The organism is Streptomyces sp. 6N223 (assembly GCF_052246635.1).
GTDB lineage: Bacteria > Actinomycetota > Actinomycetes > Streptomycetales > Streptomycetaceae > Streptomyces.
The window spans coordinates 1-10,859 of the sequence record NZ_JBQQCA010000096.1 but is presented as its reverse complement, the minus strand read 5'-3'; the positions used below and the strand labels follow the sequence as shown (position 1 = coordinate 10,859).

9 protein-coding genes and 1 pseudogene are annotated in these 10,859 nt (G+C 72.9%); 7 read left to right on the top strand and 3 right to left on the bottom strand.

What is annotated here, in order from left to right; all coding sequences use genetic code 11:
- Positions 1-455: 455 nt before the first annotated feature.
- The 4 genes and pseudogenes from ACTWQH_RS32005 to ACTWQH_RS31990 all read left to right on the top strand — a co-directional run.
- A pseudogene (locus tag ACTWQH_RS32005) lies at positions 456-825 on the top strand (hypothetical protein); the annotation flags it as partial.
- Positions 826-1,076: 251 nt separating this feature from the next.
- The gene (locus ACTWQH_RS32000) at positions 1,077-2,030 is read left to right on the top strand and encodes an aldo/keto reductase (RefSeq protein ID WP_443290321.1); all 954 of its coding nucleotides are present in this window, start codon (positions 1,077-1,079) and stop codon (positions 2,028-2,030) included.
- Between the two features lie 342 nt (positions 2,031-2,372).
- Positions 2,373-3,260, top strand: a complete 888-nt coding sequence (locus tag ACTWQH_RS31995) for a helix-turn-helix transcriptional regulator (protein ID WP_443290320.1) — start codon at positions 2,373-2,375, stop codon at positions 3,258-3,260.
- A gap of 336 nt (positions 3,261-3,596) precedes the next feature.
- Positions 3,597-5,504, top strand: coding sequence for a beta-L-arabinofuranosidase domain-containing protein (locus tag ACTWQH_RS31990; RefSeq protein WP_443290319.1), 1,908 nt, complete (start codon positions 3,597-3,599; stop codon positions 5,502-5,504).
- Here the strand turns inward: ACTWQH_RS31990 and ACTWQH_RS31985 are convergent.
- Positions 5,471-6,079 (bottom strand): CGNR zinc finger domain-containing protein, encoded by a 609-nt coding sequence (locus ACTWQH_RS31985; protein WP_443290318.1) that lies wholly within the window; start codon positions 6,077-6,079, stop codon positions 5,471-5,473. The genes ACTWQH_RS31990 and ACTWQH_RS31985 overlap by 34 nt on opposite strands.
- Positions 6,080-6,154: 75 nt before the next feature.
- Here ACTWQH_RS31985 and ACTWQH_RS31980 point away from each other — a divergent pair, with 75 nt between their 5' ends.
- Positions 6,155-6,952, top strand: coding sequence for an MBL fold metallo-hydrolase (locus ACTWQH_RS31980; protein WP_443290317.1), 798 nt, complete (start codon positions 6,155-6,157; stop codon positions 6,950-6,952).
- A gap of 3 nt (positions 6,953-6,955) precedes the next feature.
- Positions 6,956-8,269 (top strand): MFS transporter, encoded by a 1,314-nt coding sequence (locus ACTWQH_RS31975; protein ID WP_443290316.1) that lies wholly within the window; start codon positions 6,956-6,958, stop codon positions 8,267-8,269.
- 42 nt (positions 8,270-8,311) lie between these two features.
- Here ACTWQH_RS31975 and ACTWQH_RS31970 read toward each other — a convergent pair whose 3' ends face one another.
- Positions 8,312-8,704: a winged helix-turn-helix transcriptional regulator gene (locus ACTWQH_RS31970; protein WP_443290315.1), complete on the bottom strand. Its 393-nt coding sequence runs from the start codon at positions 8,702-8,704 to the stop codon at positions 8,312-8,314.
- Between the two features lie 129 nt (positions 8,705-8,833).
- On the opposite strand from ACTWQH_RS31970, the gene ACTWQH_RS31965 reads away from it, so the two are divergent.
- Complete coding sequence (locus tag ACTWQH_RS31965) at positions 8,834-9,736, top strand: zinc-binding dehydrogenase (protein ID WP_443290314.1); 903 nt, start codon at positions 8,834-8,836, stop codon at positions 9,734-9,736.
- A 53-nt stretch (positions 9,737-9,789) separates the two neighbouring features.
- Here the strand turns inward: ACTWQH_RS31965 and ACTWQH_RS31960 are convergent, their stop codons facing one another.
- Positions 9,790-10,566 carry a BPL-N domain-containing protein gene (locus tag ACTWQH_RS31960; RefSeq protein ID WP_443290313.1) on the bottom strand — a complete coding sequence of 259 codons (777 nt, stop codon included), beginning with the start codon at positions 10,564-10,566 and terminating at the stop codon, positions 9,790-9,792.
- Positions 10,567-10,859 lie beyond the last annotated feature (293 nt).

Here is a 10,859-nt window from a genome sequence, read left to right as displayed (position 1 = left end):
CACCGCCGCACGGTGGAAGGGGAACGGCCGATTCGTTCTGCGAACTCGCCGATCCGGTACATGCTGATCACCGTAGATAACTCTGGGCAGCAGTAGGCAAGAATCAGCCACTAGACCTCTCCTCCTCCTCATCTGGCCGGCCCTTTCGCAGCCCGACGAGATCCACCGCCAGACCGACCACTACGGCGCCGCCTGGCGACACAACGCCACCCCAGCCCCGCCGGCCCCAGACCTGCCGGCCGACCCGTACCAGGACGCGAAGGCCGACCGCCTGCGACGCTTCCGGGAACGCCACCGCTGAGAGGCTGTAGTCCTATCGCAGGTGACGTATCCCTCAGCAGCGACCGCGCACAGCTGGGGGGCCCTCGCGGTACCTGGCACATCAGGCACTCCCTGGGCGCGAAGTACAGGGGTTTTCTGGACGTCGAGACCGACCGACCAGTTCCGAGGACCTGATGCGAGCAACTGTCATGTACGGCGCCGGTGGCGTCCGGGTGGAGACCCTGCCCGACCCGGTGCTGCGGGAGCCGACGGACGCGATCGTGCGCGTGGTGCGGGCGTGTGTGTGCGGCAGCGTCGTCGAGGAGATGGTCACCCTGGTGCCGATCCCTGTCGGTGGGGACTCGCCGCTGCTGCCGTCGCTGCTGACCCTCGCCGACGCGTTCGGCACCGGCTACCACGCGGCGGTGAAGGCCGGCGCGGACGAGCGGACGAGCGGACGAGCGGACGAGCGGACGAGCGGACGAGCGTGACCGTGACGGTGCGGTGGGCCTGCGGGCTGTGCTGTCGGCGAAGCGGCTCGGCGCGGAACGGATCATCCTGATGGGGGCCTCGCACGACGTGCTCCGGCACCCACTGGTGGGCGAGCTGATCTTCACAGGCTGACTAGTGAAGCTCTGGAGTCCGGATCGGCAGGTGGACCGCTCGGTAAGGCGGTCACCAAACCCGGCATGGGCGATCAGATCGGCAGGACAGACACAGGAGACCTCGCTCGCTCTCTGATTCGAGCCGGGGCGATCGGCCTCCGTGTTCACGACGAGCCGCCACGACCGCAGAACAAGCAATGGAGGTATGACATGACGAGCAAGACACTGCCAGCGCCGGCGGTGGCGCTGGGCACGTGGGCCTGGGGAGACAGCGGCAAGGCAGGCGACGGCTACTTCGGCAGCCAGCTGACCGCATCCGGTCTGCGAGAGGTCGTCGAGAAGGCGCAGTCCAACGGGTTCACGCTGTGGGACACCGCCGTGGTCTACGGCACGGGCCGCTCGGAGACGGTCCTCGCCCAGGCACTGAAGGGCTACGACCGCAGCGAGTACCAGCTGTCCACGAAGTTCACCCCGCAGATCGCGGGCGACGGCGACGATCCGGTCGCGGACATGCTGGAGCAGAGCCTCGACCGCATGGGCACGGAGTATGTGGATCTGTACTGGATCCACAACCCTGCCGACGTGGGGCGATGGACACCGCCGCTGATCCCGCTGCTGACGAGCGGCAAGATCAAGCATGTCGGCGTCTCGAACCACAACATGGAGGAGATCGCTCTTGCCGATCAGATCCTCGGCGAGGCCGGCTTCCGTGTGGAGGCGGTCCAGAACCACTACAGCCTCCTGTACCGGAGCTCGGAGCGCGCGGGCATCCTCGACCACTGCCGCGAGCACGACGTGCGGTTCTTCTCCTACATGGTCCTCGAACAAGGGGCGCTGACCGGCACGTATGGTCCGGCCCGCCCGTTGCCTGAAGGCAGCAGCCGGGCGGCCGCGTACAACGGCATCCTGCCCCAGCTGCGGACGCTGACCGAGCGGATGGGGGCGATCGGCGAGGACCGGGGCGCGTCCGCCGCCGATGTCGCCACCGCCTGGGCCATCGCCAAGGGGACCACCCCGATCATCGGGGTCACGAAGGCGGGTTACGTCGACGGTCTGAGCAGGGCCTGCGGCATCGAGCTCGCCGACGAGGAGATCGCGGAGCTGGAGGCGCTGGCGGAGGCTACGGAGGTCGACACGCGCGGCGGCTGGGAGCGCGAGATGTAGCGGCTGTCGCCGGGCCGAAGACGACCCGGTCGTCGCGGTCTGGGGTACGACGCTCGTGCCGCGTACGAACGAATCCAGGCCGCCGTCAGCCCGGCGGGCGAAGCACCCGCGGACGCTACACAGGTCACAGGCGGTGCAGATGCGGCGGGCTCTCCGCGTCCGGCCTGGTCAGCTGAGGTCGATCGCTGGCCGCGCGGGTGGCGGGGAGGCTGTTCCAGGTAGATGTAGAGGTGGCTCGCACGGTCCTCGGTTCACGTCACCGACGCGCGCCCGGGGAGTGCCTGAGGTGACCGGTACTGCCAGTGCCTCCCTTCAGTTCGAGTGCACACCTACCGTGGACTCATGGGCTCCATCAACCCCCGCAACGAGATCCGGGAGTTCCTGAGCACGCGACGTGCCCGGATCACCCCCGAAGAGGCAGGTCTGCCCGCCTACGGTGGCAACCGCCGCGTGAAGGGCCTGCGTCGCGAGGAGGTCGCCATGCTCGCCGGTGTCTCGGTTGACTACTACATCCGCATGGAGCGCGGCAGCCTGGCTGGCGCCTCGGACAGCGTCCTCGAGGCCCTCGCCGACGCACTGCGGCTCGACGAGGCCGAGCGCGCCCACCTGCTCGCCCTGGCCCGCGAGAGCCGAACACGCAGCAGGCGCGCCGCCCCCTCCACCATCCGCCCCGCGATCCGGCAGGTGCTGGACGCGGTGACCGACGCACCAGCCTGGGTGGGCAACGGCCGACTCGACGTCGTCGCGATGAACCAACTCGCCCGGGCGCTCTACTCCCCTGTGCTCGCCGACCCCCGACGGCCGGCCAACTTCACCCGGTTCGTCTACCTGAACCCGGAGGCAGCCGAGGAGTTCTTCGTCGACTACGACCGGATCGCCGACGACGCCGCCGCCATGCTCCGTCTGGAGGCCGGCCGCAACCCCCACGACCGGGCACTCATCGAGCTGGTCGGTGAGCTGTCCACCCGCTCCGAGCGGTTCCGCCGTCGCTGGGCCTCCCAGGACGTGAAGTTCCACCCCAGCGGCCGCAAGCGGCTGCGCCACCCCGTCGTCGGACAACTCGACCTCGACTCCGAGTCGATGGAGCTCTCCTCCGCGCCGGGGCTGCGGCTCTACGTCTACACCGCGGCCGTCGGCACACCGACCGCCGACGCGCTCAAACTGCTCGCCTCCTGGGCAGCCTCCCACGACGGCCTCCCGACCGAGGCCGTCCAGTCCGGCACCAGCTGAGTGCCGGGGCCGCGGTCGAGTCGCGGACGACCACCGCCACGACCCGACCTGCCCAACTACGGGGCCGGCGTCGGCGGCTGGGCGTGTTGGAGGGGCTGCTCGCGCTGTACGCCGGCCGCGCGAAGTCCGTCGGCCGCCCGGCGGCGTACCCGGGAGGTTGACGCGGCCCGTCCACGGCCTATGATCCGTGGCGTCTGGTATCCCAGTCGGCGTTCGAAATGCCGGACGGCGAGCCCGGTCGCTGTGCCTCAGTACACCGCCCCCACCGTTGTCTGTCCCGCGTTTGTCCCGTGTTGTCCCGGCGACTCTGCCGCACGACCGGAAAGGACCCCCCACATGTCCCCCGACCTCAACCGGCGGCAGGTGCTGCTCTCCGCCGCCGGAGCCGCCGGAGCCGCCGCGCTGACCGGTGTCGCGCCAAGGCTCGCCGCAGCGGCCTCCGCCCCGCCGTCCGCGAAGGACGAAGTCGGCGTCGTGGCCCGCGCGTTCGGGCCCGGCCGTGTCCGGCTCGCCGCCGGGCGGTGGCAGGAGAACACCGACCGCACGGTGGCGTACCTCCGCTTCGTGGACGTCGACCGGCTGCTGTACGTCTTCCGCGCCAACCACGGCGTCTCCACCGGCGGCTCGGAAGCCAACGGCGGCTGGGACGCGCCCGACTTCCCCTTCCGCAGCCACATGCAGGGGCACTTCCTCACCGCCTGGGCGCAGGTGTACGCCGCGACCGGCGACACCACCTGCCGGGACAAGGCCGCCGCCATGGTGGCGGGGCTGGCCGAGTGCCAGGCCAACAACGGCGCCGCCGGGTTCAGCACCGGCTACCTCTCCGGCTTTCCGGAGTCCGACTTCACGGCGCTGGAGGACCGCACCCTGTCCAACGGCAACGTGCCGTACTACGCCGTCCACAAGACGCTCGCCGGGCTGCTCGACGTGTGGCGGTACATCGGCGACGAGCAGGCGCGCGACGTGCTGCTCGCGCTCGCGGGCTGGGTGGACTGGCGCACCGGCCGGCTGTCGTACGAGCAGACGCAGGCCATGCTGGGCACGGAGTTCGGCGGCATGAGCGCCGTGCTGACCGACATCCACCAGCAGACCGGCGACGACCAGTGGCTGGCCGTCGCGCAGCGCTTCGACCACGCCGCCGTCCTCGACCCGCTCGCGGCGGGCCGGGACCAGCTCAACGGGCTGCACGCCAACACCCAGGTGCCGAAGGCGATCGGCTGCGCCCGCGAGTACAAGGCGACCGGCACCCAGCGCTACCTCGACATCGCCCGCACCTTCTGGGACGTCGTCACCACCGACCACACATACGCCATCGGTGGCAACAGCCAGGCCGAGCACTTCCGCGAGCCGGGCGCCATCGCCGCGTACCTGGCCGAGGACACCTGCGAGAGCTGCAACACCTACAACATGCTCAAGCTGACGCGGGAGCTGTTCACCGTCGACCCGGCCCGGGTCGCGTACGCCGACTACCACGAGACGGCCCTGCTCAACCAGATGCTGGGCCAGCAGGACCCGGAGTCCGCGCACGGCCACATCACGTACTTCACGCCCCTCAACCCCGGTGGGCGGCGGGGCGTGGGCCCGGCCTGGGGCGGCGGCACCTGGAGCACGGACTACGACAGCTTCTGGTGCTGCCAGGGCACGGGTATCGAGATCCACACCAACCTGACCGACGGGATCTACTTCGAGGACGACGCCGGGCTGTACGTCAGCCTCTTCATCCCCTCCACCCTTGACTGGACCGAACGCGGCACCACCGTCACCCAGACCACCGACTTCCCGGCCGCCGACACCACCACCCTCACCATCGGCGGCACCGGCGGCGACTGGGCGCTGCGGCTGCGCATCCCGGCCTGGACCGAGAACGCCACCATCAGCGTCAACGGCGAGGCGCAGGACGTCGCCGCGGAGCCCGGCAGCTGGGCCACCGTGGAGCGGACCTGGGCCGACGGCGACACCGTGACCCTCACCCTCCCCATGCGCCTGCGGCTGCTGCCCACCCCGGACGACCCCGGCGTCCAGGCCGTCACCTACGGCCCGGTCGTCCTCTCCGGCGCCTACGGCGACGCCGACCTCGGCGGGCGGCTCCCCGCCCTCGACGCCGGCTCGATCGCCGCCACCGACACGCCGCTGACCTTCACCGCCACCGCCGACGGCTCGCCCGTCACCCTCATCCCCTTCCACGACAACCACCACCAGAACTACACGGTCTACTGGGGCGCCGACCCGGCGCGCCGCGCGTAGGCACGGGCGGCACGGGCGCGGTCGCCGCAGCGGGTGGAGCACCAGTGGCGGCGGCCGTGGCGCAGCAGGTAGCGGTTGCAGGGGCGTGAGCCGCAGCCGGTGAGGCGGTCGGCGTCGGGGCCGGTGAGGAGGTCGGCCGCGTTGGCCGCGAGGGTCGCCAGCGCGCGGTCGAGGATCTCGTTGGTGGGGCACGGCGCGGCGCGGTAGGGGCCGTTCTTCTCGTCCCAGTACAGCAGGGCGGCCGTGGGAGCCCTGCTCAGCGCGTCGTTGACGGCGGCCAGGGCCGAGGGCAGGGCGGGCAGCCCGTCGACGCGGGCGGCGAACAGCGCCCTGAGGTGTTCGCGCAGGGAGCGCAGCTGTGCCGCGCACATCTCCCGCACCCCGGCGTCGGCGGGCGCCAGGCCGTGTCCGGTCAGCCACCGGTTGGCGGCCTCCGGCGTACCGAGGAGGTCGGCGAACTGCCCTCCGGGCAGCGCGACGGCGCTGTTGACGAAGTCGAGGGCGACGTACTCGTCCGCCCCGGGTGCGGGCGGTGGCACGGCGTCGGCGGCCGGGTTCTCACGCACAGGTCTCATGGTAAGGCTTGCGCTCATCCATGAGAGACCGCTACCGTCCTCACGGATAACATACATTCCAACCGTGAGGTTTTGATGGCTGACAGCACGGGCCCCTCCACGGCCACGGTCCGGCTCCCCATCCGCGTCCTCGGCGGCCCGACCGCCCTCCTCGACTACGGCGGGCTGCGCTTCCTGACCGACCCGACCTTCGACCCGCCCCGCGACTACCACGTCCCGCGCGGCACGCTGACCAAGACCGCCCCGGCCGCCGCCACGCCCGCCGCCCTCGGCCGTATCGACGTGGTCCTGCTCTCCCACGACGAGCACCCCGACAACCTCGACGAATCCGGCCGGGCGCTGCTCGCCGGCGTTCCGCTGACCCTCACCACGCCCGGCGGCGGGCAGCGCCTGGGGGCGAGGGCCAGAGGGCTGGCCGACTGGGAGGCGGTCGATCTTGAACGCCCCGGCGGCGGCACGCTCACGGTGACGGGCGTGCCCGCCCTCCACGGACCCGGCGCGCGCGAGGACGTCGAAGCGGTCACCGGCCAGGTCGTCGGCTTCGTCCTGACCGGCCAGGGCCTGCCCACCGTCTACGTCAGCGGCGACAACGCCTCGCTCGACCTGGTCAAGGAGATAGCCGCGCGGTTCGGCCCGGTCGACACCGCCATCCTGTTCGCCGGGGCTCCCCGCTTCCCCATCCTCTTCGACGGCGCGCCGATCGTCCTCGACAGCGCGCAGGCCGCCGAGGCCGCCCGGCTCCTCGGCGCCCGCCGGGTCGTTCCCGTCCACTACGACAGCTGGGCGCACTTCACCGAGGGCCGCGACGACCTGGTCGCCGCCTTCACCGACGCCGGGCTCCTGGACCGCCTGGACCTCGGCGCCCGGGGCTGACCGTTGACCATCGCACCTGCGAGCGCCGCAGCACTCCCGCGGGCCCGGGCGCAACGCCGCGTCCTGACCGTCCTGATCTGCGCCCAGATCCTCAGCGGCGCCGGACTGGCGGCGGGCGTGACCGTCGGCGCCCTGCTCGCCCAGGACATGCTCGGCACCACCAGCCTGGCCGGTCTGCTCGCCGCCCTGGCCACCGCCGGTTCCGCGCTGGCGGCCGTCGCCATCGGACGCGTCTGCCAGGCGTACGGCCGTCGCCCCGGTCTCGCCGCCGGGTACCTGGCCGGCGCCGTCGGCAGCGCGGGCGTCGTCGCCGCCGCCGTCGCCGGCAGCGCCGCGCTGCTGTTCGCCGCGATGTTCGTCTACGGCGCCGGCACGGCCACGAACCTGCTGGCCCGCTACGCCGGCGTCGACCTCGCGGCGCCCGCGTACCGCGCCCGCGCCCTGTCCAGCGTGCTGGTCGCCACCACGCTGGGCGGCGTGGCCGGCCCCAGCCTCGCCGCGCCCACCGGCGACCTCGCCCACTCCCTCGGCATCCCCCGCCTGGCCGGGCTCTTCCTTCTCTCGGGCGCCGCCTACGCCTTGGCCGCCCTGGTGCTGGCCATCTGGCTGCGCCCCGACCCCCTGCTGCTGGCCCGCGCCCTGGAGGCGGAGCGGGCCCCCGCCGCCGTCGCGCACCCGGCCCAGGCCGGCGGGCGCCCCGCCGGCGTCATGGTGGGGGCCGTGGTCATGGTGGTCACCCAGCTGGTGATGGTCGCGATCATGACGATGACGCCGGTCCACATGCACGACCACGGCCACGGCGCCACCGCCTCCGGCCTCGTCATCTCGATCCACATCGGCGCGATGTACCTGACCGCGCCGCTGTCCGGCTGGCTCGTCGACCGGTACGGCCCGCTCCCGGTCGCCGCCGCGTCCGCGCTGGCCCTGCTGGCGGCCGGGCTCGTCGCCGCCAACGCCCGTGGCGGTTCCGCCACCGTGCTGGCGGTGGCGCTGGCGCTGCTGGGCGTGGGCTGGAGCCTCGGCCTCGTCAGCGGCACCGCGATGATCACCGACGCCGTCCCGCTGGCCACCCGCGCCAGGACCCAGGGGCTGGTCGACGTCTCCATCGCCATCGCGGGCGCCACGGGCGGCATGGCGTCGGGCCTGGTCGCCGCCGCCGCCGGCTACCCCCTACTGGCCGTCGGCGGCGGCATCCTGGCGCTGCTGTCCATCGCACCGGCGGTCGCCGCAGGCAGCGCGCGCCGCGCACCCGCGCCCGCGCCCGCGCCTGCTCCTGCGCCTCGCAATGGACCAGCTCACCGCCCGGCAGGTCGTTGAGCACCAGCACGGTGACGAGGCACTGACGCCCATTTGCCGCCCTCAGGCCCCCTTCCGGTCGTACGCCTCCCGTGCACGGTCCACCTCCGGCATGTGGGCCTCGGCCCACTCCTTCAGCTGGCAGATCGTCTCCAGCAGGGACCGGCCCAGCGGCGTGAGTTCGTAGTCGACGCGGACCGGCACCGACGGCGTCACCGTGCGCGTCAGCAGGCCGTCGCGCTCCAGGTTCCGCAGCGTCTGGGTCAGCATCTTCTGGCTCACGCCGTCGATCCGCGCCACCAGCCCGGAGTACCGCATCCGGCCGTCCAGGCCCAGCGCCGCGATCACCAGGCTCGCCCACTTGTTGCCGATCGTGTCGAGCAGCTGGCGGCTGGGACACGACGCGGCGAAGGCGTTGAAGCGCCCGGCCGGCACGGCGTCGGTGGTCACGTCCATGGCTTACCTCCGGGTGCCTACACCACTTCAAAGTGCCTTCTTCCCAAAGGAGAGTAGATCTCCGATGGTTGTCGAGTCCACCCCATCCGAAGGAACCGAAGGAACCGAAGGAACCGAAGGAAGGTCCTGATGACCCTCGCGCTCGTCTCCAAGCCCGACTCCTCCGCCCCCACACTCGAAGAGGTGGCACTGCCGCCGCTGGGCCCCGGCGACCTGCGGGTCCTCGTCACGGCGGCGTCGGTCGATCACGTCGACACCCTCTACGCCGGCGGCGCACCGGCCCGCGCGATCTTCCAGCTCACCGGCACCGCCGGCCTCGGCATGTGCCTCACCGGCGTCGTCACCGCGACGGGCGGCGAGGTCACCGGCTTCGGGGCCGGGGACCGGATCGCCGCCGTGCACGCCGACTTCGGCGCCCCGGTCCGCGCGCAGGCCGAGGAGACCGTCGTGCCCGCCTCCGCCGCAGCCCTCCTGCCGGACGGCCTCGACCCGGTCGACGCGGCGTCCCTCCCGGTCAACGCCCTGACCGCCGCCCAGTTGCTGGACCGGCTCGGCCCGGCCAGTGGGCGGACCCTGCTGGTCACCGGCGCCGCCGGCAGCGTCGGCGGGTACGCCGTCGCGCTGGCCGCCCGCGCCGGCTGGGCCGTCACCGGGCTGGCCCGCGCCGCCGACCGCGACTTCGTGCTGCGGGCCGGGGCACGCGAACTGGTCACGGAGGTGCCGGAGTCCAGGTCGTTCGACGCCGTCCTCGACGGCGCCGTCCTGCAGTCGGCCGCCCTCGCCGCCATCCGCGACAGCGGCGCCTACTCCGGCGTGCCCTCGGCATCCCCCGCGACGCCCGAGCGGGGCATCGAGGTCGCCATCACGAGCGTCACGCCCGACGGCGCCCGCCTCGCCGGACTGCTCGCCCTCGCCGCCTCCGGCGTCCTGGAGCCGCGGGTCGCCGGCCGGGTCCCGCTGGCCGAGTGGGCGACGGCACACGACAAGGTCGCCGGCGGCGGCCAGCGCGGGCGGTGGCTGCTCGTGCCGTGAGGCGGCGCCCGCTCACCGCGGCGAGGCGCACGCGTGCGGCTTGGGCTGATCCTTCAGGCCGCTTTCCGGCCGAGGCCGGCCATGGCCGATTCCACCAGGTCGTGGCCCAGGTCGAACCTGACGCCGTCGGGGTTGGCCAGGTCGTGGTCGGCGTACCAGGTGGAGTCGGCCTCCGGGTGCGGGCCGGCCACGGCGACCCGGCCCTCGCCGTAGGGGGCGAGGAGCGCGGCCGGCAGGCCGTTGTCGTAGGTGGCGATCACCGAGGTGGCGGCCTTGCGGGTCAGCCGGAAGAAGGGTCCGTCCTGGAAGTACATGTGCCTGAGCTGACCGCGCCAGCGGACGGGGATGACCGTGTCCGCGGCCGTGTGCACCGAGGCGCCGCGGGAGGAGATGTACGCGTCGGTGTCGCCGGGCAGGAGGCCGAAGCCGGGGGTGCGGCCCGCCAGATAGGCGCCCATGCAGAAGCCGAGGTAGCGGCCCCCGCCGCGCACCCAGCGGCGGAGCGGGCCGGCGGCGTCTCGCATCTCCCGCCAGGCGGCGGCCAGGTCGTCGCCGCCGCCCGGCTGGGCGTACACCTCCGCCTCCGCCAGTGACGACGCCGTCAGCGGCACGTCGCCGCCGGGGCCGCAGTACCGGACCCGTGGCCGTGACGGCGCGCTCCGCAGCAGCGCGGCCACCGCCTCCGCGCAGCCGTCGCAGGCCCCCGGGCCCCGGTAGACCAGGGCGCGCGGCCGCCGCGGTTCGGCGGGCCGCCCCGGCCCGCAGCCGGTCTGGACGGCCGTCATGCCGAACGCCGGGAGCGCGAGCCCGAGAAGCCGCCGTCGGTTCATCGCACCTCGTCTCCCCGTGGTCCCCGACGTACGCCATTGTCGCCGACGGTGAACGTGTGATGGGGCGCGTCCGCATACCTGGGCCAACCCCATCGAGGCCCACTTCGGGCCGCCGCAGGGCCGTAGCGCGGTGGTGGATCAGCGTTGCAGCCACTCGTCGAGAAGCGCGGCCTCAGCTTTGCTGAGGCTGGTCAGTTTCGGCAGGAGGGTGCGGAAGGCCGCAACGACGGCTGCCGGGTCCTGGGTGGGGACAGCGGGCTCATCTGCGAGGATGGCGCGAGCGATCGCGTCGA

What these genes read in the sequence shown, in the direction of transcription:
- ACTWQH_RS31960 (WP_443290313.1), bottom strand. Translation starts at nt 10,566, where the DNA reads ATGAACCGACGGCGGCTTCTCGGGCTCGCGCTCCCGGCGTTCGGCATG.
- ACTWQH_RS31995 (WP_443290320.1), top strand. Translation starts at nt 2,373, where the DNA reads ATGGGCTCCATCAACCCCCGCAACGAGATCCGGGAGTTCCTGAGCACG.
- ACTWQH_RS31980 (WP_443290317.1), top strand. Translation starts at nt 6,155, where the DNA reads ATGGCTGACAGCACGGGCCCCTCCACGGCCACGGTCCGGCTCCCCATC.
- ACTWQH_RS32000 (WP_443290321.1), top strand. Translation starts at nt 1,077, where the DNA reads ATGACGAGCAAGACACTGCCAGCGCCGGCGGTGGCGCTGGGCACGTGG.
- ACTWQH_RS31970 (WP_443290315.1), bottom strand. Translation starts at nt 8,704, where the DNA reads ATGGACGTGACCACCGACGCCGTGCCGGCCGGGCGCTTCAACGCCTTC.
- ACTWQH_RS31985 (WP_443290318.1), bottom strand. Translation starts at nt 6,079, where the DNA reads ATGAGACCTGTGCGTGAGAACCCGGCCGCCGACGCCGTGCCACCGCCC.
- ACTWQH_RS31965 (WP_443290314.1), top strand. Translation starts at nt 8,834, where the DNA reads ATGACCCTCGCGCTCGTCTCCAAGCCCGACTCCTCCGCCCCCACACTC.
- ACTWQH_RS31990 (WP_443290319.1), top strand. Translation starts at nt 3,597, where the DNA reads ATGTCCCCCGACCTCAACCGGCGGCAGGTGCTGCTCTCCGCCGCCGGA.